Origin of the sequence: Pedobacter sp. HDW13 (genome assembly GCF_011303555.1) — a bacterium.
Taxonomy (GTDB): Bacteria; Bacteroidota; Bacteroidia; order Sphingobacteriales; family Sphingobacteriaceae; genus Pedobacter.
The window spans coordinates 1,487,790-1,510,170 of sequence record NZ_CP049868.1 but is presented as its reverse complement, the minus strand read 5'-3'; the positions used below and the strand labels follow the sequence as shown (position 1 = coordinate 1,510,170).

Annotated in this window: 20 protein-coding genes and 1 pseudogene; 6 read left to right on the top strand and 15 right to left on the bottom strand. The window is 36.6% G+C overall.

What is annotated here, in order from left to right; all coding sequences use genetic code 11:
• Positions 1-113: 113 nt before the first annotated feature.
• The 10 genes from G7074_RS06285 to G7074_RS06240 form a co-directional block, all read right to left on the bottom strand.
• Positions 114-620, bottom strand: a complete 507-nt coding sequence (locus G7074_RS06285) for a hypothetical protein (protein WP_124560475.1) — start codon at positions 618-620, stop codon at positions 114-116.
• Between the two features lies 1 nt (position 621).
• The gene (locus G7074_RS06280; RefSeq protein WP_166207478.1) at positions 622-2,616 is read right to left on the bottom strand and encodes a J domain-containing protein; all 1,995 of its coding nucleotides are present in this window, start codon (positions 2,614-2,616) and stop codon (positions 622-624) included.
• Complete coding sequence (locus G7074_RS06275; RefSeq protein ID WP_166207475.1) at positions 2,603-3,595, bottom strand: DUF4407 domain-containing protein; 993 nt, start codon at positions 3,593-3,595, stop codon at positions 2,603-2,605. Before G7074_RS06275 ends, G7074_RS06280 begins: the two co-directional genes overlap by 14 nt.
• Positions 3,595-4,830 carry a DUF4407 domain-containing protein gene (locus tag G7074_RS06270; protein ID WP_166207472.1) on the bottom strand — a complete coding sequence of 412 codons (1,236 nt, stop codon included), beginning with the start codon at positions 4,828-4,830 and terminating at the stop codon, positions 3,595-3,597. Before G7074_RS06270 ends, G7074_RS06275 begins: the two co-directional genes overlap by 1 nt.
• A gap of 8 nt (positions 4,831-4,838) precedes the next feature.
• Positions 4,839-5,303: a hypothetical protein gene (locus tag G7074_RS06265; RefSeq protein WP_166207469.1), complete on the bottom strand. Its 465-nt coding sequence runs from the start codon at positions 5,301-5,303 to the stop codon at positions 4,839-4,841.
• 490 nt (positions 5,304-5,793) lie between these two features.
• Positions 5,794-6,858 carry a type I restriction endonuclease gene (locus G7074_RS06260; protein ID WP_166207466.1) on the bottom strand — a complete coding sequence of 355 codons (1,065 nt, stop codon included), beginning with the start codon at positions 6,856-6,858 and terminating at the stop codon, positions 5,794-5,796.
• A 62-nt stretch (positions 6,859-6,920) separates the two neighbouring features.
• Positions 6,921-7,085, bottom strand: coding sequence for a DUF1508 domain-containing protein (locus G7074_RS06255; RefSeq protein ID WP_166207463.1), 165 nt, complete (start codon positions 7,083-7,085; stop codon positions 6,921-6,923).
• 201 nt (positions 7,086-7,286) lie between these two features.
• The gene (locus G7074_RS06250) at positions 7,287-7,952 is read right to left on the bottom strand and encodes a response regulator transcription factor (protein WP_166207460.1); all 666 of its coding nucleotides are present in this window, start codon (positions 7,950-7,952) and stop codon (positions 7,287-7,289) included.
• Between the two features lie 12 nt (positions 7,953-7,964).
• Entirely contained in the window at positions 7,965-9,626 is a 1,662-nt protein-coding gene (locus G7074_RS06245; RefSeq protein WP_166207457.1) for a tetratricopeptide repeat-containing sensor histidine kinase, read from the bottom strand.
• A gap of 140 nt (positions 9,627-9,766) precedes the next feature.
• Positions 9,767-9,970, bottom strand: coding sequence for a hypothetical protein (locus G7074_RS06240; protein WP_124560473.1), 204 nt, complete (start codon positions 9,968-9,970; stop codon positions 9,767-9,769).
• A 370-nt stretch (positions 9,971-10,340) separates the two neighbouring features.
• On the opposite strand from G7074_RS06240, the gene G7074_RS06235 reads away from it, so the two are divergent.
• Positions 10,341-11,612, top strand: a complete 1,272-nt coding sequence (locus tag G7074_RS06235) for a hypothetical protein (RefSeq protein WP_124560472.1) — start codon at positions 10,341-10,343, stop codon at positions 11,610-11,612.
• A gap of 669 nt (positions 11,613-12,281) precedes the next feature.
• Here the strand turns inward: G7074_RS06235 and G7074_RS06230 are convergent.
• On the bottom strand, positions 12,282-13,187 hold the full coding sequence (locus G7074_RS06230; RefSeq protein ID WP_166207454.1) for a TIGR01777 family oxidoreductase: 906 nt from the start codon (positions 13,185-13,187) through the stop codon (positions 12,282-12,284).
• A 169-nt stretch (positions 13,188-13,356) separates the two neighbouring features.
• Between G7074_RS06230 and G7074_RS27025 the strand changes: the two are divergent.
• The 5 genes and pseudogenes from G7074_RS27025 to G7074_RS06210 all read left to right on the top strand — a co-directional run.
• Positions 13,357-13,793, top strand: a pseudogene (locus G7074_RS27025) (deoxyribodipyrimidine photo-lyase); the annotation flags it as partial.
• A gap of 240 nt (positions 13,794-14,033) precedes the next feature.
• On the top strand, positions 14,034-14,630 hold the full coding sequence (locus G7074_RS27845; protein WP_370526639.1) for an FAD-binding domain-containing protein: 597 nt from the start codon (positions 14,034-14,036) through the stop codon (positions 14,628-14,630).
• Between the two features lie 258 nt (positions 14,631-14,888).
• Positions 14,889-17,684: a 2-oxoglutarate dehydrogenase E1 component gene (locus G7074_RS06220; protein WP_124560469.1), complete on the top strand. Its 2,796-nt coding sequence runs from the start codon at positions 14,889-14,891 to the stop codon at positions 17,682-17,684.
• A gap of 97 nt (positions 17,685-17,781) precedes the next feature.
• Entirely contained in the window at positions 17,782-19,008 is a 1,227-nt protein-coding gene (gene odhB / locus G7074_RS06215) for a 2-oxoglutarate dehydrogenase complex dihydrolipoyllysine-residue succinyltransferase (protein ID WP_166207451.1), read from the top strand.
• A gap of 106 nt (positions 19,009-19,114) precedes the next feature.
• Positions 19,115-19,474 (top strand): DUF2809 domain-containing protein, encoded by a 360-nt coding sequence (locus tag G7074_RS06210; RefSeq protein ID WP_166207448.1) that lies wholly within the window; start codon positions 19,115-19,117, stop codon positions 19,472-19,474.
• Between the two features lie 110 nt (positions 19,475-19,584).
• Here the strand turns inward: G7074_RS06210 and G7074_RS06205 are convergent, their stop codons facing one another.
• The 4 genes from G7074_RS06205 to G7074_RS06190 all read right to left on the bottom strand — a co-directional run bounded on the left by G7074_RS06205 (position 19,585) and on the right by G7074_RS06190 (position 22,230).
• A complete protein-coding gene (locus G7074_RS06205; protein WP_124560466.1) occupies positions 19,585-20,268 on the bottom strand; it encodes a DUF1080 domain-containing protein in 684 nt (227 codons plus the stop codon).
• A gap of 185 nt (positions 20,269-20,453) precedes the next feature.
• Entirely contained in the window at positions 20,454-20,999 is a 546-nt protein-coding gene (locus tag G7074_RS06200; protein ID WP_124560465.1) for a DUF4269 domain-containing protein, read from the bottom strand.
• Complete coding sequence (locus G7074_RS06195; RefSeq protein ID WP_124560464.1) at positions 20,996-21,562, bottom strand: hypothetical protein; 567 nt, start codon at positions 21,560-21,562, stop codon at positions 20,996-20,998. The genes G7074_RS06200 and G7074_RS06195 overlap by 4 nt, the downstream gene beginning before the upstream one ends.
• A complete protein-coding gene (locus G7074_RS06190; protein ID WP_166207446.1) occupies positions 21,559-22,230 on the bottom strand; it encodes a hypothetical protein in 672 nt (223 codons plus the stop codon). The genes G7074_RS06195 and G7074_RS06190 overlap by 4 nt, the downstream gene beginning before the upstream one ends.
• Positions 22,231-22,381 lie beyond the last annotated feature (151 nt).

Genomic DNA, 22,381 nt, shown 5'->3' with positions numbered 1-22,381 from the left:
AGTTAGAGTAGTATTTTTCGTGTAATCATTGTTTGATATTATATTGCGATTATGATATAAGAAGTGGTCTTTTCATAAATTTGATGTGTTATTTAGTGATTACTTTATCATTATTAATGATAAAAGGGTAGTTCTATACTTGGAATAAGTGTTCTCAATAGCTCACTCAACAATGGTGATAAGCTAAATATTAAGCCAATTAGCATAACGGCTTTAATGATAAAATAATTAAAGTTATCATCTTCCATTTCCTGATGCTCATCTACTTTTAGTTTAATCACTTTTATTAGAAACTTAGTCACAAAGACCCACACAAAAAACCAGATAAAGCCCACACCAATAATTAACGATACTGATTTAACTAATTGAAGACTAAAGTTAGCTGGGTTAATTTTAGTCAGATTATCTATAACTTCAATTACAGTATTTATTACTACAGAAATTATGTTTGTGCCAGTTAAAAAAAGTGCAGCATACCATATTCCAAATGAGACCTTGATTCTTCCATCATTATTAAGCTTTGATTTAAACCTTTTTGTAAAAAAGTGAATGATAAATAGTAGCAGTAGAATGGATAGGATAACCGATACTGAAATTGTGATTAGTTTTAATGAGTTCATATTATTTTGATTTTAGAGAAATGCGCCAGTAATCTGTATTTGAAATTTCATCAGAAAGAACACCAGGTTTAATGTTTTTTACTGTTGTCTCCCAGAAAACATACCTTTGGTTATTATATTCGAAAGCAGTCCCATCATAGGGCAGGTTTATACCTAGAATCGAATGGCTGTAATATGAACTGCTCAATAAAGCGACATTATAATCATAATGTGAGAGTACCATATAAAGAAACAATGTTCTTGTGTCACAATCACCATTCAAATTGGCAACAAATTCTACAGGAGTGTTGATACCATATTTTTCGAAACCATCACACCTGGCATTAGGACTAGAAAGATATTTTGTAGTAAATTCATCCTGATAATATCGTGCGTCACAATCATTGGGAAGAATTATTGTATAAGGAATGGTCTGTACAAATGAAACTATTATCTCAGCAAATTCCATTGGATTTGATTTATTCGCTTTTCTAATGGAGTCGAACATAGAATATAATCCAGATAATTTGTACTTATCATTCTCTTTCAGTGAAAAAATTATTTTGTCATAATTATTTTCACTATCGCCCGCAATATCTAGATTTTGCTTGTACGAATGTGCTTGGTTTAAAGCACTTTTTTTTATTGAAAAAATTCCCTCGTAAGTTTTACCATTATAATCTTCCCAAACCATTTGGTTGGAAATTAAAGTATCTACAATCTGATCTGAGTGATCTGAAGATCTGGGGTTTACAACTGGTGTATATCTTGGTTTTTTAATTACGGTTTTTGGTTTATTGACTACGTGTTCAGTTCTTTTATTTTTATCTTTTAGTATTGAGGATATTAAGGCTAAAGAAAATAAGATTCCGAACAAAATAAAGGCGATTTTAAAAATCCAGTTCAAAAATTTTATAGGTAATAAATTTAACAGATAAGGTATTAAGATAAATGGTAAGAGGAAAGCAAGTCTTGGAATTAAGAACAATATAAATAAGATTCCAAAACCGATTCCTATGATATTCCCTAAAGAACCCAAACAACCATTATTCTCAGGTATGGCTCTAGGCGTATATTTCCAATTACTCCACTGGGTTGACTTGCTTGTGTTATAAATATGTTCATACCTTGTGTAGTTACCCGAAGTTTGCGTCCTTCCGCTATATTCAGTGTTAGATTTGGCTATTTCTGGAACCCAATTACCCCAGTATTTACTACAGTCTGCATTGTAGTATCTTTTTCTGAAATAACTTATACCATTTTCAACCTTATGTTCAGATTCTCCGGTTTCACCAAAGCATTCTTCCACAGTGATTTCCTCTTCAAAGGTTTTTATTTCTCTTATATAACAATAGAATGTTCCTGTTAAAGTTCCAAAGCTTTCGTCTTCATGTTTAGTAACATTTATAATTTCTGGATTGGGAACAGTCAGATTAATAAGTTCCAATTTATAATTCTCGATTACCTTATTCTTATTAAGAATCTGGCAGCTTACGGGCTGTTGGATGTTTAAATTTAAAGGTTTATTATCTGCGAAGATTTTCAGTAGTTCTTCAGATGGTCGTTCCTTATAAGTTTGCTCAATTATAGCATTGGTTTGTGTAATCTTTAATCTATAAAAGCTTTCTCTTAAAATATTTTCCGCATCTCTTTCATCATGCTTACCGCAATACTTAATAAAGATTTTTCCTTTTAAATATGTTCGTTCTTCTTTTGATCTAGTAGAGGTTTTAGTATAAGTTTTTTTATTGACATGAACCCCAGAAGTAGATTCCTGTTTTTGCTTTACTTTTTTATCCAATAAATATTGGTCATAAACAAACCGTTCATCTTTATTTCCAAGAACTTCATACGCTTCAATAATATCTTTAATTAAATTTTCATATTCTGAATTACTGGGATTTATATCTGGGTGATATTTTTTTACTTGCTTTCTATATGCAAGTTTAATCTCATCAGCACTGGCGGATGGATGAAGCCCCAAAATTTTATAATAATCCTTTTTAAAATCCTTCATTACTTAGCAGGTTATTAAAAAAATCTTCTTGCTTTAAATATTCAGGTTCAGTTTTCTTTCTCGTATTAAATGGTGGATCAGAGAATGGTTCGTAAAAGTTAATATCTGCGATTCCGTATCCTTTCTTGAAAAGCTGCGCATATTTTTGTTTAAAAAGAAAATATTCTGAAAGAACAAGTTTTTTATCATTATCTTTCTTAAGCTTATAATATTCACTTGTACCAGAAATTGAATAAATTAATAATATTGGAGTAAAAAAAAGTGCAAGTATTGAAATTACAATTAAGGTTGTACCTGGATATTTGTTAGCAAGCTCTATTCGTTTGATGAAAAAATTTGAATTTGAAATTTTCTCATTAGCTAGAATGTTTGCCAAATTGATCTGGTGATTTATTTTAAATATTGCTGCATCAATCTTATCTATTTCACTATCTAACGTTTTAGATTTGGCCATTGACAGATAATTATTTTTTTCATTTCTAAGTTTAATAATATCTGAAGAGTATAAGCTAGAATTTTCTCTGGAAAACTCTTGGTACAATTTTCTCTTGTATTGTTGTAGATCAATACTTAATTGATGTCTATATAAAAATATTTTAATTGGCTGCGCAATTAAAAAACCAATCATTAAAACAAAGCCTATTCTAGACAAATTAGATAAATTAAAAAATTTGAATTTATAAGCTGTAGGAAATATTTCTTTTGAAAATGTTTGTATTAGAAATATATAAATGGTAAAAAACATTAACGAAAAGAATGAGGAGAGCAGAATCTCAGCATGCCACATATCAAACATTAAATCAAAAGCATAGAATACGGAGCAAAAACTTATTATTAAAATTCCTATTACTAAAGATCCTGCAATCAGGAACTTGAAGAAGTTGTCCAGCTCCGATTTTTCTAATATTGGGTAATCAATTCCAATTAGGCTTACTATTGATCGCCTACTCCAAAATCTCGCATATCTTTGTTTAGCCATTACTCTTCACTTAAATATGCTTCAGGATTCGTATTGATATCATTTTGCTTTTTATGCTTCCATGCATTAATTGCTTCATTACTTAAGGCACTTTGTGTTTCCAATAGTAGAATTTTCTCTTTCAGGATTCTTAACACCTGATGATTGATAACAAGATCACGTTCTATTCCCTCGCCGTCAGGATAGAAATTATGTTGTATTTCTATACCCTTATCAGCTTTAATCAATTCCTTAATATTTTCCTCCATATAGTCATAAGGACTTTTAATGAGCATTAATTTGAAAAAAATGGGTGTTAATTCAATTGTCATAAATAACAGCGTCACAAACAAGGAAATTACCCACCCGGCTTCTTCATGTGCTAGTTTTATTCTTTCTAGTAAACCATCTAATCCAGCGGCAACTTTTCCACTTTCTTTTAATTTATTTACCTTGTCCGTTTCTAAAGTTTCGAGATCCTTTTTCACCTTTATAAATTCAGGATCACCTTTAATTGCTGTAACTTCCGCCTGATTTGAGGCCAATTGATTTTTGAATTCAGTACATTTAAAAGAGCAACCGCCATGCGAATTTTCATAAGCTATGTCTGCTTTTCTTACCGTACTTATGCTGTCTAATCTGGCAATTCTGTTAAGCTGTTCTCTGATTATAGCCTGTTTTTTTTCAATCTCCCCATTAGCAACTTTTTCAATTTCGGCTTTATATGCCTGTTCTTGTTTAATTTGCTTAGCATGTAGAGCAACATCGATTTCCGTTTTAAACATTCTTATCTCAACGGGTTTTGAGATAGTTAGGGCAATAATGGCACCCATTACAATACGAGGAAGTGCACCAACCAATTCTTTTCTGGTAATAGCTTCTGTTCCATCACCTTTGCCCGTACTTGTAATGATAAATCGATCAATGTTGAATATAATTGCACCCCAGATTAATCCAAATACAATTGAAATTAATGCAGTAGGGATATGTGTTGGATCATAATTACTAGCAATACCTTCAACTGCCTTGAAAGAATCTATTGCATTTCCTTTTGGGGCAAAAATGGTGTAAAATGCATAACCTCCTGCAATTGCAGCCATTACACCAGTTGCGATAATAATGCCACCCAGGCAAACATACTTGATCTGATCACCGTAGGTGCTTCTTTCTAAAATAAACCGGTCAGCTCCAGCTGCTTTCCAAAAAAGCCGCATGAAACCACTCGACTTAGGAGACTGATAAAATTCACTATTCATAAATTGTGTTAATTAGGATATGAAATATTTATAATTCTTTTGATTTGTTTTTTGTCGGAAAGAGTTGCTTTAAAAGAATTCAATTTTACCTTTGAAATTTTTTGTTTTAGGTTAGGAATTATGATTTTAGCTTCAAACGAGCAATTTAAGGCTGCAGGGAATACTATAGGCTCTTCTATTGTTATCTGGTGGAGTTTTAGTAAATATTTTCTGCTGCGCCAGGAATTGGAGATGATAATTTCTAATTGATTTAAATTCCCATTGATTGCAATGTAAGCCGACCCCGACCTTAAAAAAGATTTATATTTAAGTGATTTAATTTTTAAACAATGGGCATTTTCTAAAGTCCAACTAAATATGAAATAACCTTTATCTTCAATAATATAGTCCTCATAATCTAATTTAGTCAAACTAGGAACCCCGATAGCCAAGAGGTTTCTTGCCCAAAGCCTGAGTGGTTTAAAATTTTTCATGAGCGCTTAGTGTTAATCATCTCAGTTTTCACGGAAAAATCAAGCAAAAGCTTAATGGATGAAATACTTTTAATCAATATAAATTCAATAAGGTTATGCATGAGTGACAATTGTTAAATATTATCTGTAAACATTTTTAGTTGGCTACATATCTCGATTGCGTATCGGTCACATTTATATCTTGATAAAATGTGACTTCGTTTTGTAATGGTGATTCCATAAATAATTTTATATAGTGTTTGAGTTTGTTATTCAAAAGTATATAAGTGTCAGGCTTTTGCCTTACGGGAAACCGTAAAGCAAAAAATATTATGAAATGAAGTGGGACTGTGTTTTAGCAGGTACTTAGGAGTTTTTGATGCGCGCTTAATCAGATTGAAAGCGAAGCACCGATTGTGTAAATAAAAATGGGAGATTGTCCATTCAGCTCAAAGGCTGATAGGGAACAATCTCCTGCATTTAATTGAGAGCTGAGCGTTAAACGTAGGTTTTAATATTGATCTAAAGTTTGGTGGAGCTGGTTTCTCAAACCATATATATCATCCAGGTTGTTGAGCAGTGTTTTCTCTCCGGCATCTTTTCCGTTATGGAAAGTTTCCAGGTATTTATTGGTAGTGTTAAAATGAAACCTGCAAATGGGTTTCCGGTTGTTATCGTCTAAAAGTACGCCAAAGTAAGACTGGGTATCGCGGGGGGCAATGCGTGTTGCCGAAATCTTTTCGCGCAAAATGGCTTTCACAATCTGAAAGGCCTCTAATTCCTCTTCAGTAGTTACAATTTTCGAAACATCAGTGCTGTCATCTGAAACATCTATCCGATTGTCTTCCTGTTTTTTAATGGTTTCGTTTATGTTCAACGCCGACTTTAACCTATCGCTGATGGATTCGTTAATGGAAATGCTGAGTGCCTTTTTAGCATATTCTTTAAAGGCCAGCATTCGGTTTGCGGTTAAGGGTTTATCGAAAAAGCGGTTAACCAATAATTTAACGAGTTCGTCAGAAGGGTTTTCGATTTCTTTTTCAAATTCTTTTCTGATGGCTTTGATGTATTTTAAGGCTTCGGCCGAATCGAGAATGGTTTCGAGGTTGTAGCCATTTTTAGTAAAGCTTTCCAGTATTTTAATCGAACTGTCTTTCAGGTCTTCTATATCGATGGTTAAGAAAGGTTTCTCATCCATAATGTTGGGCTTTTCTAAATCGGCGTAGAAGTTGTAAACCCGGCCATTAGTAAGTACACCAAATCGGGCTTTCGAAACATGGTAATAACGGTGCAGTTGCGAGTTATGTGCATCGGCATTTTCTTTCCAGTGCTTGCATTCAAAAATGAGAATGGGCTCGTCGTTTTTTCTGATTACATAATCTACTTTTTCACCTTTTTTTGTGCCGATATCGCAAATGTGTTCAGGGATTACTTCTGTCGGATTAAAAATGTCATAACCCAAAATCTGGATAAAAGGCATTACGAAAGCATTTTTGGTGGCTTCTTCGGTTTGTATCTGCTCTTTTAAACCATTTACGCGCTGGTGTAGTTGTTCGAGCTTTAGTTTAAGTTCCATAGTTTTGGTGTTTTTGTGCCCATTACGGCTCTTTGGTTGAGCGCATAATGGGCAGATAGATATTATCCAGTATATCCGTTTCTTCTTGCATTTGCAATGCAATCTGATTTGTTGGAGTAACCTTGCGTTGAAGCTCCAACAATTGCCCCATTAGAAGCAATTCTTCTCCATCTCCATTCACTTCTTGAATCTTGATAGAATTCCCATTTGTCGTTTTGTCCGGTCATATTTTAAATTATTTATTTTTCAAAAATATTGATGTATAGAAGGCTGTCCTTACGGTAAACCGTAACCCAAAAAAGTATTTTGAAAACTTTGGAAATAATGGGGACTTGAAAAGATTTAGGTATAGAACCGGGTTGGTCCGGATTTGCAATCCGGATCTTTGGTTACTTAAAAGGCCCGACTAACTGGAAGAAAGGTCTTAATTAGATGATTTTATTGGCGATACAGTGGGCAATCAGCTGTCCGTTGTTCGAAATGTTCAACGTTGTTTTAATGAGGTTGATGCGCTTTTCGATACTACTAAGGCCTGATGGTTCAAGTTTTTTTTGCTTTAAAAGATCGGGCATTTCTTTTTGTGTCCGGCCTTCTAACAGTAAAGAGACAATGGTTTTATCATATTCGGTAAAGATGTGGGCATTAGCCTGTTTTTGTCTAAGGTTGGGCGAGTGGTACTTTTTATTTTTATAAATACTTTCTATAGCCAGTTTCAGGTCCTTTGCATCATGACGTGCTTTTGGAACAAAGGCATCAATATTCAATTCTTTAAAAAGCGAGCTTGCAATTAATGCACGGTTTTCAATCGAAAATACCAATACTTTTAAATCAGGTTGTATTCCCCTCACTGCTTTGATGAGTGCTCTTCCGTCAGCTATTTTTTGTTTGGGCGATTCTTCGTCAAAAGAAAGGTCGGTAATGATCAGTTCATAAGGGTTACCCTCATTCAGGGCTTTTTGTATGCGTGTTAAGGCATCATCACAATAAAATACATAATCTTGATTTGTGATTGTGATATTCAGATCGGCAAGTGCATTACGAAGGGAAAGGTTAACAATTTCATGGTCTTCGGCTATCAATACTTTTTTGAACATAGCTATACTTTTTTAAATTGGAAATGAGAATTCAATTTCAAGGCCTTTATCAGGCTTGGTGTCAAAAGTAATGCGGCCTAAAATACTTTCAATACGGGTTTCCGTATTGCTTAAACCATTTTTCTTGATCGCTCCCTGCATTCCTTTTCCATTATCAAAATATAAAACGCTTATCTGCTGATCCTTTCTTTCAAATTTGATACTCACGTTATCTGCTCCACTGTGTTTATCCATATTCGTCATGAGGTTTTGCAGGATCAGATAAACCTCATTTTTTGTAGTTGTATTCACATTTGCCCATAGTTCTTCGTCGTTACCTTTTATTACAATATCAACATTGGCTGAAGAATAGGCATATAACATTTTCAATAGCTCTTTAACAAAACTTTCTTTAGTATCGATATCGGTGTTTTCGTATGAAAGATCTCTGGATATTTTGTAAATAACTTCAAGTTTGTCTGCCAATATGGTTTTACTCATTTCCGGATCATTTTCTACTTCCGACATTACCTGATATATTTTATTGGCAACACCATCGTGAACTTTTTTAACATATTTGAGTTCTGTTTTTTTAACTTCCAGTTCTTTTTCTTTCTTAAGCTCTTTTTGTCTTCTTCTGTATAGGATGAAACCCACTATTAAAAGGAGTATTAAGGTTCCTATGCCAATATTTTTGCGGAGGATATCATTTTGTTTTTCTGCATTTTCTGCCTGGGCTTTTAGAAAATCGGCCTTGCTCTTCTCCGTTTCGTAACGGATAAGGGCAAATTGATTTTTGGCTGCGCTACGGGCATTCTGAACACTATCATTTAGTGTTTCATATACGTTAAAAAAATGTTTTGTTTCTTTTGGAGGGCTTAGTTTAATGAGTTTTTGTAAAGCTTCTAATTGATCGGTCGCACTTTTTAAATTTTGCGCCACGTTATACATGCTGTGTGCATAAAGAAGTGCACTATCTGGCTGTTTTAAAGTATAATAGTCGGAGAGATGGGCATAGCTTGAATTTTGTCCCCATAAATCATTTTCTTTTTTTCGAATCTGTAATGATTTCAAAAAGTCTGGGACAGGATTATATGCCGGGTTTTGAAGCCATTTTGTCTTAGCAATATTGGTTAATACGCGGGCATATTCTTTCTCATTTTTAGCGGTTTTTGCTAATATCTGATCATATATGTTTAATGCAGATTTATAGTCCTTTATTTCTTGGTACACTTTAGCTTCATTATTTAAATACATACGGGTATCTAAAGAATCATCAGAGAACTTGATGGCTGATCCATATAGTTTTAAAGAATTGTTGTAATCCTTTAAATTATAGGTCGCAATACCTAAATTATTATAATTTGATCCGAGGTAATAATGGTGTTTCGGATTGTTTTCATTAAGATATTTATTTGCCTGAAGCGAAGTTTCTTGCCCCCCAAAGTAATCACCTGCATTCGTTAGCAATATGGCCATATTAATGAGACTACTAGCTATACTTAAACTATCTCTGTTTTGTATACCAAATTCTTTTGCCTGATTAAATTGTATAAAGGCACTATCAGGTTTCCCACTGTCCCTGTACTTTTTTGCTAAATCGTAGTATGGGTTGTGAAATTTCTTTTCTAGATTTTCTTTTTTTGAACAAGAAAATAACAGTAAAACAATGAGTAATGAGAAGAGCGGTTTCAATGGCTTTTTTTTATCCGAAAATACAAAAAATAAAAGCTTTTTAATTACTTCAGATTTTTTGTAAGAAGTGACTACAGTACTTTGGATATAGTCAGGGTAAAAAAAGGAAGGCGGTTGTAAACCACCTTCCTTGAACAATACTACCTTGGAGGATTTTGTCCTGTATCGCCACCAGTTCCATCATCGCCTGGATCGGTTGGATCTGTATCTCCAGGATCTCCTGGGGCACCAGGATCGGTACCGTTGGTACTAACTGTTGTATTTGTATTGTGTATGCAGTTGTTATTTGTATCTGCAGGGGTTGCCAAGCCTAATAAGATGGCAATGAATAATGGTAAAAACATAACTTCAAATTTTTTAAGGATGATTACTATGGAGGGTACCCGCGAACCATTCGCAAGCCCTTCTCCGGGTTTGTAAATCAGAAGGCCTTCTGAAAAATTTGGGAAGTCTGAGTTTCCATCGCGGGAGCTTTATAACTGCTTCCCAAGCCGGCTACGAACCACCGCGATTTCTACTCTTTTTATTCAATTAATTTTTTGCTTAGATTAGTAAATGAATCGCCGCTTGAACTAATTGTTAGAACAAATATGCAGGCTTCAAAAAGCTTATTTTCAGAGAATTACGTTTTTTCCGATCATTCCGCCAGAATTCCGGAAAACCGTAAAAATTCCGAAAATTCCGCCCTATTTTTACACTTAAATTTTTGAAAAAATGCCTGAGGATTATAGAAAGGTGGTGTTTGAAGCCTATCAAAAGAAAAAACGTGATGGAAGTTTATCTTCAAATCTTATGGAGCCAACCCCAGGAAATTTGCGTGAGGAATGCATTATTGTTTGCCGTGAAAGATACGTTCCGGAAGATCATGAGATACTAAGACTGTTCTTCAGTAATGTAGATTGCGAAAAAGGTTATCTGACCACTCTGGAAAAATCACTAGCAAAAGAGTTTAAACAGACCTCTAATGTTTTAAAAGGCGGTGTGAAGAAACCCGGAATTAAATATTTTGAACTTTTAGCATGGCTAATCGGATTTCATCCAAAAACCAGTACTGCGTATTATATGGAGTTGCATCGGAACTCTCAAAAAGAAATTGAAGATAAAAGAAGGGGGTCAATTTCAGAGAAAAATACTTCGACCAATGCAGGTGTTGAAACTAATGTAAATACTAATGAAGGATTTATCCATGAAAGAAAAGATGTGGGAGAAACTTCAGAAGAAAAAAATGATGATCAGCAGGATGGTGAGGGAAAAAATGAAGTAGACATTTCAAAAGAAGAGGGAGAAGACAAAGCGGATGATGAGGAAAAAGATAAAAGAAAAACTTTACTAAAGGGCGGTGAAGATTCTAAGGATGGTGCGCAAAAAAATGATGAAACTTCAAATGGAGTGGCGGGGCATCAGCAAAATGGCGGAGAAAATGATGATGGCGGAAGTTTACAAGGTGAAAAAAATGGACCTAAACCTCCTGTTTCAACCCTCTTTAAAGTCGCCTGTTCTTTTATTATTCTTTTTGTGGTTAGCACAAGCTATTGGTTCTGGAAAAACAATGAGGATAAAGCCATTCATACTGCAAAGTCAATTGAGCAGTGCATGTACTGGACTGGCCAACACTACGAGCCCATTAATTGCGATAACAACGATTTAAATAAGCTGAAGATTCCCCTTAATAAAGAACAATTGGAACATCAGCAGCGCATCACCATGCCTGATACGCTTACCAATTATGCCTTGGGAATGGTTTGGTATGGAAAAGTAAATGGAAGCATAGATAAGACTCCACAATTTTATACCGATTCGGGAACTAATCCGCTTGATACCACCAGAAGATTATTGCCTGTAACAACCTATATGTTAAATAAGTATGTTTCGTACGAAAGGCATTTGTTAAATACCCTGGTTTGGACAGCCTCTTTACTGGTTTTATTTAGTTTGCTGATTACGCTGGCCTATAAAACGCGACCAAAGGCTGCACCAATTAAATAACACTAGTATTGCAGGTAAAAGAACGTTTTGATACACCTATATATAGGTATTATTTATTCTTCATTAAATATTGTAGTCGATGGTGGTGTAGTCAAAAAAACGACTACAATAATTTTGACTACATTTTTGTAGTCGTTTTTAGTGGCAAGGTAAAAATGACTACAGTTTGCTTTAAAATAGAAGTATTAATCTTTGGTATGCGCATATTGAGTACCTGGTACTTTCTGTTTGACTGTAGTAGCGAAGGCATTAAGGTTCCCGCGTTCGCGGGAATGACGATCACCTCAGCTGAGCGCCTTGGGTATTTGGTGCTTTCCGTGGCAAGATTGAAGATAATGCAGGAGATGCTTCGTTGCACTCAGCATGACAGCTTTGGCGTTATAAATTCCGTGTTTTCCGTGCCTCCGTGGCTAGATTGAAGATGATGCAAGAGATGCTTCGTTGCACTACCATTGACAAACTCCATAGAAGAACCGTCATTGCGAGGAGGAACGACGAAGCAATCTTACAACGATCGCTAGTTGAAATTAAATAGATGCTTTTATCCACCCATAGTAGTAAGATTGCTTCGTACCTCGCAATGACGACTCCGAAGGCGCTGTCACTAATATTGATTTTTATGAAATAAATTAACCCTCAGCATGACAATGTTGCCTACAATTAGCAGAATTAACCTCCGTAAAGCGCCTTCAGTGCATCATCCAAATGTGTAAACCTGAATGTAAAGCTAGCATCCAGAATTTTTTGCGCAGATGTATTGTTGCTCATTAAAACGGCTTCAGTACGCTCGCCTAATAATAAGTTTAGTATCGCCTTTGGTACGTGTATTGGCCAGAAAGGGCGGTGCAGGTGCTTGGCAATAGCTTTGGTAAGTGCTTTATTGGTAACCGGAAAAGGCGCGCAGGCATTGTAACTCCCTTCCATTTTAGGGTTTTCGATGGCTTCGATATACATTTCAACCATATCATCAATATGCAACCACGGCGTCCATTGTTTGCCTGTGCCCAAAGCTGCGGCGGCAAATAACTTTACCGGTTGGTCGAGCTGTGGCAATGCGCCGCCCTGGGTACTCAACACAATGCCGGTACGTAATTTAACAATGCGCAGGCTAAGTTTTTTTCCTTCATCTACAGCATCTTCCCAAAGTTTACAGCATTCAGCTAAAAAACCGTAACCGTTCGGGCTTTCTTCCGTTAATATTTCATCGCCGCAATCGCCGTAATACCCTACTGCCGATGAAGAAATGAAAGATTTGATCTGATGGACAGGAGTCGATTTTATGGCACTGAAAAGTAGTTCGGTCGATTTTACGCGACTATCTATAATCTGTTGCTTGCGTTCAGCTGTCCACTTTTTATCGGCAACCGCTTCGCCGGCTAAATGCACCACTGCATCTACACCCGCAATGCAAGCACCATCGATTGTTCCCTGATAAACATCCCAGATAAAATTATTTGGATCTTTGCTGCTTTTCCGCGACAGGGTATTCACTTCATAACCCTTACTTAACAGTTGTTTTTTCAGTGCTGTGCCAACAAGTCCGGTAGCCCCCGTAATCAGTATCTTCTTCGCCATGAGTTTAAAACACCAAAGATACAAAAGGGTTTTGTACAGAGATTAAAACGAGATTAAAAGGCTGATGATCCTTTTGTTACCTGTTTGTAAAGAATTGTTTAAGGGTTTGATGGAGTGGAAAAATAAAATAAATTTGTAAACGCGTTCTTATACTCCTTTTCGATAAAAGATGTCCAAAAAAATTTTAGTCTGGTTTAGAAACGATCTTCGCTTACATGATAATGAAATGTTGGTTGAAGCGATTGCTAAATCTGATTCGATTTTGCCTGTTTATATTTTAGATCACCGCTTGTTCGGAGAAACAAAATATGGTACCCTGAAAACCGGCAACATTAGGGCGCAGTTCATTTTAGAAAGCGTTTTAGGCTTACGCAATTCATTAAAACAGATTGGTGGCAACTTACTAATTGCTGCAGGTAACCCGAAGATATTATTCCGCAACTGGTGCAGGAATACGAAATTACCGAAGTGTACCACCACCGTGAGGTAGCGCGTGAAGAAACACATGTATCTACCCTGGTTGAAAATGCCTTGTGGAAACTGCGCATTAACCTTAAACATTTTATTGGCCATACCTTATATAATAAAGAAGATTTACCTTTTCCGATTAAAGATATCCCCGACGCGTTTAACCAGTTTAAAAAGAAAATTGAACGCGATTCGATTATTAAACCTTGCTTTGCTGCGCCCGATCGCATTAATGTAGCGGAAGTAATTGACTGGGGTACCTTGCCATCGCTTGCAGAACTTAACCTTTTGGTGCAGGAAAAAGACCAGCGTGCTGATTTTGAGTTTACAGGTGGTGAGGCCGAGGGATTGGTACATTTACAAAAGGTTATTGTAGCCATGCAACAGGCTGCTACTACCAAGAATTTAATTTTAGCGTCGAAATTATCGGCATGGCTGGCCATGGGCAGCTTATCGCCGCGTAAGGTGTACTGGGAAATTAAAAAAATGGAAGGTGTGCCTAATACCAAAGCCATGTTTAACCATATTTTATTGGGATTGTTGTGGAGAGATTATTTCCGTTTCATGTTTAAGAAATATGGCAATACCTTTTTTAATCCGGATGGATTTGGAAGCCAGGGTTTGGTCGATGTATCAAACGAACAGGAGAATTTTAATAAATGGCGTAGTGGACAAACAGGCTTTGCGGTAGTTGATGCAGTAATGACGGAGTTAAACCAAACAGGTTTTATTTCGAACATTGCCCGCCAAACAGCCGCACTTTACCTGATTAATAATTTGGAGGTGAGCTGGATTTTTGGAGCGGCTTATTTTGAAGAAAAACTGATCGATTACAATCCGGCCAGTAACTGGGGTAATTGGGCCAATGTGGCAGGGGTTGGTAACGATCAAAAATCGAAAAGTGTTTTCGATCTCGATAAAAACATTAAGAACCTCGATCCGAAAGGTAACTATGCTACCATCTGGGCTTCGTAGGGAATGAATAAAGGATGGAGTTTTGAATGATAGCATAGTTGATTTACTTAGTGTAAAAGATCTGATCTAATGGTAAATTTAAAAAATCACTCATTTAATCGTTCGGTAATTCAATCATTTCTAAATTCAGTCATTCAATAATTCAATCGTTTGATAATAATAATTCTAAATTCCATCAATATGATTTTTAATGCAGTTTTTTGCCGATAATGTAAGGTAAAATTCTAATTTTGTAATGCTTATAGTAAACAGTTAATAATGGGTAGTTTATCTTATCTTAACGGCGCAAATGCCGAATATATAGATGCTTTATATCAGTCGTATCAGCAGGATCCTGAATCAGTTGAGTTTGGTTGGCAAAAGTTTTTTGAAGGTTTCGATTTTGGAAGAGGATCGGAAGCCACCGCAGTAACAGTAGAAACTCCGGAACAATTTTTAAAAGAGGTTAATGTACTTAACCTGATTGATGGCTACCGTAGCCGCGGTCACTTATTTACGCATACCAACCCGGTACGCGAAAGACGCAAACACTTACCAACTTTAGAACTTTCTAACTTCGGCTTATCTGATGCTGATTTGGAAACCGTTTTCAACTCTGGTGTTGAACTTGGTATTGGTGCAGCAAAACTGAAGGATATTGTTGCTGTTTTAAAACAAACATATACGCACTCTATTGGTGCCGAATATAAATTTTTGCGTACTCCTGAAGTGTTGAACTGGATTCAGCAAAAAATGGAAAGTGTGCGCAATACGCCTAATTTTTCTATCGAAGAGAAAAAACGCATCCTGCGTAAATTAAACGAAGCGGTAAGTTTCGAAAATTTCCTGGGTACAAAATTTTTAGGACAAAAACGTTTCTCATTAGAAGGAGCAGAAGCTTTAATCCCAGCACTTGATTCGGTAATCGAAAAAGGTGCAGAATTGGGTATTGAAGAGTTTGTAATTGGTATGGCTCACCGCGGTCGTTTAAACGTGTTGGCCAATATCATGCAAAAAACCTATAAAGATATTTTCGCCGAGTTTGAAGGTAAAAGCTACAACCCTGATACCCCATTTGGTGGCGACGTAAAATACCACTTAGGTTATTCTACCGATGTAACTACCAATGCTGGTAAAAGCGTTCACTTAAGTTTATGCCCAAATCCATCGCACTTAGAAACTGTTGATGGGGTGGTAGAAGGTATGAGCCGTTCTAAAATCGATTTTAAATACGGTGGCGACAATAGTCGTTTAGCGCCGATTTTGATTCATGGTGATGCATCAGTAGCCGGACAAGGTATTGTTTACGAAGTAATCCAGATGGCTGGTTTGGAAGGTTATAAAACCGGTGGCACCATTCACCTGGTAATTAACAACCAGATTGGTTTTACCACTAACTATAAAGATGCACGTACCAGTACTTACTGTACTGATATTGCCAAGGTAACTTTATCGCCTGTTTTTCACGTAAACGGCGATGATCCTGAGGCTTTGGTTTATGCCATTAACCTGGCAATGGAATACCGTCAGAAATATAAAAACGACGTTTTCATTGATATTCTTTGCTACCGTCGTTTCGGTCACAATGAGTCTGATGAGCCTAAATTCACTCAGCCTTTATTGTACAAAACAATTGAAAAACACCCTAACCCAAGGGAAATTTATATTGAGCAGTTAACTAAAGAAGGCTCGCTGGAGGCAGGTTTGGCAAAAGAAATGGAAAAAGATTTCCGTGGTATTTTGCAGGAACGTTTAAATGAAGCCAAGGCATTTGTTGCCGCCAACACCGAAGTTAAATTTGGTGGTGCATGGGCAGATTTACGTATGGCTACGCCTAAAGATTTCGAAGTTTCTCCGGTTACTGCTGTTAAAAAAACAACTTTACTTGAAATTGGTAAACGCATTACCACTTTACCATCAAATAAAAAGTTCTTCAAAAAAATCGAAAAACTATTTGTTGAGCGTACCAAAATGGTTAACGAAACACATGTTTTCGATTGGGCAATGGGCGAGCAACTGGCTTATGGTACTTTGTTGTCAGAAGGCAAACGTGTTCGTTTAAGTGGTCAGGATGTAGAACGTGGTACTTTCTCTCACCGTCATGCGGTTTTAACCTTAGAAGACAGCGAGGAAGAATATGTACCATTGGCTAACATTTCAGATCAGCAGGCTGCATTTGATATTTACAACTCGCACTTATCAGAATATGGTGTTTTAGGTTTCGAATATGGTTATGCCATGGCTAACCCGAATGCTTTAACCATCTGGGAAGCACAATTTGGCGATTTCTTTAACGGTGCGCAAATTGTTGTCGATCAGTATATCGCAAGTGCCGAAACCAAATGGCAACGTGAAAACGGTTTGGTAATGTTATTGCCTCACGGTTACGAAGGTCAGGGACCAGAGCACTCATCAGCACGTATTGAGCGTTTTATGGAGCTTTGTGCAGATTATAACATGCAGGTTGTAAACTGTTCTACTCCGGCTAACTTCTTCCACGTTTTACGTCGCCAGTTTAAACGCGATTTCCGTAAACCTTTGGTTGTATTTACGCCAAAAAGTTTATTGCGCCATCCGGCCTGTGTTTCTAAATTAGAAGAATTTACCGAAGGTGGTTTTAAAGAGGTAATTGACGATGTAAACGCTAAAGTTGCAGATGTAAACCGTATCGTTTTCTGTAGCGGTAAAATTTACTACGAATTACTGGAGAAACAACAAGCTGATAAATTGAAGCATGTAGCACTTGTTCGTGTAGAGCAATTGTATCCTACTCCGGTTGATCAGATGGAAGCCATCCAGAAAAAATATAAAAATGCCAAAGAAGTTTTCTGGGTACAGGAAGAACCTGAAAACATGGGTGCATGGCCATACTTGTTCCGCAAGTTGTACAAAACTGCCTTGAAAGGTATTGATGTAATTTCGAGAAGAGAGAGCAGCAGTACAGCTACAGGTTTTGCAAAACAACATGCCAACCAGCAAGCTTATATTTTAGCTAAAGCTTTCGAAATTCCGGTAACAGAAGATGTGAAAGATATTGCTAAAAAAGCAACAAAAAAATTAGTTCAAATCGATTAAAGGCATTGCGCTAAGCGTTTAGGGCATGGCGTTAGGTCTTGATAATTGATTATTGAAATTTGATCATTAGAAAGATAATAAAGACATATTTTATATTATGAGTTTAGAGATAAAAGTTCCACCTGTAGGTGAGTCGATAACAGAAGTTGTTTTATCACGTTGGATAAAAAACGATGGTGATGTTGTTGAAATGGATGAAGTGATAGCCGAATTAGAATCGGATAAGGCTACATTCGAATTAACTGCAGAACAAGCTGGAACTTTAAAAACCATAGCAGCCGAAGGCGATACTTTAGCCATTGGTGCAGTAGTTTGTAAAATTGAAGACGGTGGTGCAGCTCCTGCCAAAGCTGATGCGCCAAAAGCGGAAGAGAAAGCGGTTATTGCTGAAGAAAAAACTGCAGCTCCTGTTGCTGAAAAATCAGGTGAAAGCTATGCTACAGGTACTCCATCACCTGCTGCTGGTAAAATCCTTGCCGAAAAAGGCATCGATGCATCGGCTGTAAAAGGTACTGGTGTTGATGGTCGTATTACTAAAGATGATGCTGTTAAAGCAGAAGCTGGTAAAAAAGCCGAAGCTCCTAAAGCCAGCGCTCCTGTTGCTGCTGCAGCACCTGCTGGTGGCCGTGGCGAGCGTCGCGAAAAAATGTCGCCGTTGCGTAGAACAGTTGCAAAACGTTTGGTTGCTGTTAAAAATGAAACCGCAATGTTAACCACCTTTAACGAGGTTAACATGAAACCAATTATGGATTTACGCGGAAAATATAAAGATCAGTTTAAAGAGAAATTTGGTGTTGGTTTAGGTTTTATGAGCTTTTTTACTAAGGCTGTAACCGAAGCTTTAAAAGATTTCCCTGCTGTAAATGGTCGTATTGAAGGCGAAGAATTGGTTTACAATGATTTTGCCGATATTTCAATTGCCGTATCTGCTCCAAAAGGTTTAGTAGTTCCGGTTATCCGTAATGCAGAGAGCATGACTTTGGCACAGATTGAGAAATCGGTATTAGAGCTGGCTTTAAAAGCACGCGATAGCAAATTAACCATCGAAGAAATGACTGGCGGAACCTTTACTATCACCAACGGTGGTGTATTTGGTTCAATGATGTCGACCCCGATTATTAACGCGCCACAATCGGCTATTTTAGGTATGCACAACATTGTTGAGCGTCCGGTTGCTGAAAAAGGTGAAGTGGTAATTCGTCCGATGATGTACGTTGCTTTATCTTACGATCACAGAATTATCGACGGACGTGAGTCTGTAGGTTTCCTCGTTCGTGTGAAACAATTATTAGAAGATCCGGCTAGATTGTTACTAGGCGTTTAAATCTTGAGGATTCGTCATCCTGAATTTATTTCAGGGTCTTTTATTGATAGAGAAGTCAAGTTTATAGTCATTGTGCTATAAAACTTGACTTCTTTTGTATTTAATGATGAAATTAACATTCAACTCCAAATTCCTTTTTATTACTCTCACTATTTTTATAATTGAGGTTTTAATCGGCAAGTATCTCAACGATCCCTTCATACGGCCGTTTGGTGGCGATGTGCTGGTTGTTGTCCTGATTTATGCCTTCCTTAGGATTTTCCTTAAAGTCAATAACAAGAACCTGGCTTTAGGTGTCTTAATTTTTTCTTTTATTATTGAGTTTCTCCAAAAGGTAAATTATGTTGCATGGTTTGGTTTGGAAAATAATAAGCTGATGTGCACGCTCATGGGTACGTCTTTTAGTGTGTACGATCTGCTTGCTTATTTTGCAGGTTACCTGATCTGTTTGTGTTTTAAAGATTAAGTTGCATCTGCATTGTGTCGTCATCTCGACTGGAGCAAAGCGGAATGGAGAGATCTTTTCTCAGGGTTTAATAAAAAGATTTCTCCACTACGGTCGAAATGACGGTTTATTTAAGATTTAGATAATTCCTTAATGGGTTTAATATCCAGTTGTTTAAATTCTACCTCACTGCCTTCCGCCTGCAAGGCAATCTGCCCGCTGCTTGCGGTACAATTGGTGCCATAATTTACCAGGGCACCATTTACCCAAACTTTAACTTCGTTATTTAAACATTGGATAATCATGGTATTCCATTCGCCAAGTGGTTTTTCGCTGCCATCGGTTAGGTTTTTAATGCGGCGCAGTTTATCGCCGTTTACGCCCCAGTTCTCTTTTGGCCCACGTCTGGCAAGCATATCGGGTACAGTAATGTCTTCTTCAATGCACCAGAAATCGCCGGCATCTTTATGTTGCATTTGTACTTCTAAAGATTTTGGAAACATGCCGTATAATGCCCTTGGGGTTGAGGCGTGTACTAAAACACCACAGTTGCCAGGTTTGCCGGCAAAACGGTACTGTACGGTTAATTGGTAGTTTTTATAAATTTTATCGGTTATTAAATGACCACCTGGTGTGCCTAAACTTACCAGCATACCACTGCGAACAATAAACGGATTAATGGTGTCTGGTTTCTTATCCATTGCAGGTACATCTACATGCCAGCCTTTTAAATCTTTGCCGTTAAAAAGGCTCTTTTGAGCAAATGTAGATAAGTTAAAAGTAACGAATAGAAGCAGGATGGTGTATAATTTCATAGCTATATTTGGTTTTGGTTATTTCAAATATAAGATTTTAAGGGAATAAGTATTAGACTAATTAATTGAGCGGTCGTATCCTTTTATCGTCCTCGTTTGTAACGAGGATGACTGAGCATGGCGATTGTTATTTAAGATATCGCATTAGAAATGCGAAGCTCGTTAATCCTCGTTGCAAACGAGGACTATGTTTTAATATTAAATCCTTCACCACTCAATGCTAATTTCAATAATTCCTGATAAGCATTTCCGGTCATACCGAGCAGTTGTGCAAAGGCAGGTTCGGTTTTAATGCCCTGTTTTTTTAAGCTGATAATTTCCTGCCTGAAGGTCTCGCCCTTTTCCAACAAAATCTGGTGTTCTATCAGCATGTGGCGGTAAGCATTTTGCTGAGTTGTTGGTATGGATTGTCCGAAGATTTCGAATTCAAAACCCTCAATAAAGAAATTGGCTTTGATGGATTGAAAGCTTGGGTTTTCGGTAATCATAAAGCCTTTTTCGTTTTGGAAGAGATCAGTTAATATTTTAGTGAATGTTGCTTTATCCTGCACATAGCATATAATATCCAAATCGCTGCTTTCTATATCGATGTTTATCGGGATGGTGCCGGTGAGAATAGGGCTGAAGGCCGTTAGTTTTTCGAGTATCTGATGTGCGGTCAAAACCTGATAAGCTTGCTGTTGCTTTTCGTTCCCGGATTGGAGATAGGAAATGTTGAGGAAGTTGATCATTTAGTTTCTTTTATTTTAAAATAAGACAGATCGAATACTTTGATTTTACTACTTACAAAACCGTTAGGAAATTGAACCTGTTTAGTTTCTGCCAATCCTGTTTGATAAAATTTTAAACCTTCGCAGGCTATAAGTTCACTCGAACGATTTTCTTTTTGGCACTTGTTTATTACTTTCCAGTCGAATAGAAAATGTCCGGCAGAAAAGGTGGTTAAATCTATCACATAAGGAATATCGTATTGCATATTCAGAGCGGTTATTAACATATCTACGCCCGTATTGTTATTTTTAATTTCAAAAGTTAGTTCTTTTATGCCGCCACTGGTTCTAAATTGCAAATTAAGTGTATCCTTTTTAAATTGTATTTTATTCAATTTCTGTTCTACACCATTCGGAATAAATGAAGGGGATACCAAAGTTTTGATGGAATAATTTGAAGTGCCATTCTTGAATTGAAGATCAGGTAGCAGTAAACGGAATTTAATATCTGCACATAAGCATTGTGCGTATAGCTGTACAACATTTAAAATTAGAAACACAATTAAAAAAGAGATTTTTTTCATGGCCTGAATTGTTTTTTATGTTGCGAACTTTTTAATTTAACGAATTTCTCATTTATCAGCCGATAGGTTCCAGGCGCTAAACATTCTCTGCAATTGTTTTTAAAAGTTCTCGAAACCCTTAAATAAAGTCCATCGAATTTGATTTGCGATCTGCAGCTTTCTACACGGGTTTTGGCTTTTTTGTTTGTTCTTTTAAAATAATTATCATCACTTTCATGCGGTCTTTGTTCTGGCATGTGCCAGGTTTCCCGCTCGTACTCACTTTCAAATTCAATACATTTCGAATTAAGTGTATTAATGATCACATAATTGGATGTTCTCCAAACAGTTTCGCGTGCTGATCCACCTCTGGTATTTTCGAAAACAATGAAATTCCTGGTCATTTTTATTTCATCTAAAGCAGGAGCCTCAGAAAATGTTTTTGGATCAAATAGAATATATTTACTACCTGTTTTTCTGATCAGGAAAAAACCGTCGCCACTTTCGCTCTTAGTTGTGATATAGGTGTTATCATTTATTTTTTTAATGTCCTCGCCGTAAGTTTTTGGATTGAAATTCCGTAAGGTATCTACAGCTTCCATGTTATAAAAGCTTAAGCTGGTTCCGTTTTCTTGAGCGAAGATATTTTCAACGGCGAAGAGCAGTGTTATAAGGAGTAGTTTTTTCATAAGTTGTATCAGTAGCTGGAGGAAGATGAAGTTTAATGCAGGATAAAAATAGATAATTTGGTTTTTATTAGTTGATATGACACCAAACAATAGCACATAAAAAAAGCCCGTCTCAGTTAAGAAACGGGCTTTGTATGTTTTATTTAAAAGT

Coding starts and splice junctions, on each gene's coding strand:
- G7074_RS06240 (WP_124560473.1), bottom strand. CDS start 9,970: ATGTTTTTACCATTATTCATTGCCATCTTATTAGGCTTGGCAACCCCT.
- G7074_RS06280 (WP_166207478.1), bottom strand. CDS start 2,616: ATGAAGGATTTTAAAAAGGATTATTATAAAATTTTGGGGCTTCATCCA.
- G7074_RS06260 (WP_166207466.1), bottom strand. CDS start 6,858: ATGGAACTTAAACTAAAGCTCGAACAACTACACCAGCGCGTAAATGGT.
- G7074_RS06285 (WP_124560475.1), bottom strand. CDS start 620: ATGAACTCATTAAAACTAATCACAATTTCAGTATCGGTTATCCTATCC.
- G7074_RS06250 (WP_166207460.1), bottom strand. CDS start 7,952: ATGTTCAAAAAAGTATTGATAGCCGAAGACCATGAAATTGTTAACCTT.
- G7074_RS06195 (WP_124560464.1), bottom strand. CDS start 21,562: ATGAAAAAAATCTCTTTTTTAATTGTGTTTCTAATTTTAAATGTTGTA.
- G7074_RS06255 (WP_166207463.1), bottom strand. CDS start 7,085: ATGACCGGACAAAACGACAAATGGGAATTCTATCAAGATTCAAGAAGT.
- G7074_RS06190 (WP_166207446.1), bottom strand. CDS start 22,230: ATGAAAAAACTACTCCTTATAACACTGCTCTTCGCCGTTGAAAATATC.
- G7074_RS06205 (WP_124560466.1), bottom strand. CDS start 20,268: ATGAAATTATACACCATCCTGCTTCTATTCGTTACTTTTAACTTATCT.
- G7074_RS27845 (WP_370526639.1), top strand. CDS start 14,034: ATGCAACAGGCTGCTACTACCAAGAATTTAATTTTAGCGTCGAAATTA.
- G7074_RS06220 (WP_124560469.1), top strand. CDS start 14,889: ATGGGTAGTTTATCTTATCTTAACGGCGCAAATGCCGAATATATAGAT.
- G7074_RS06210 (WP_166207448.1), top strand. CDS start 19,115: ATGAAATTAACATTCAACTCCAAATTCCTTTTTATTACTCTCACTATT.
- G7074_RS06270 (WP_166207472.1), bottom strand. CDS start 4,830: ATGAATAGTGAATTTTATCAGTCTCCTAAGTCGAGTGGTTTCATGCGG.
- G7074_RS06230 (WP_166207454.1), bottom strand. CDS start 13,187: ATGGCGAAGAAGATACTGATTACGGGGGCTACCGGACTTGTTGGCACA.
- G7074_RS06200 (WP_124560465.1), bottom strand. CDS start 20,999: ATGATCAACTTCCTCAACATTTCCTATCTCCAATCCGGGAACGAAAAG.
- G7074_RS06265 (WP_166207469.1), bottom strand. CDS start 5,303: ATGAAAAATTTTAAACCACTCAGGCTTTGGGCAAGAAACCTCTTGGCT.
- odhB (WP_166207451.1), top strand. CDS start 17,782: ATGAGTTTAGAGATAAAAGTTCCACCTGTAGGTGAGTCGATAACAGAA.
- G7074_RS06275 (WP_166207475.1), bottom strand. CDS start 3,595: ATGGCTAAACAAAGATATGCGAGATTTTGGAGTAGGCGATCAATAGTA.
- G7074_RS06235 (WP_124560472.1), top strand. CDS start 10,341: ATGCCTGAGGATTATAGAAAGGTGGTGTTTGAAGCCTATCAAAAGAAA.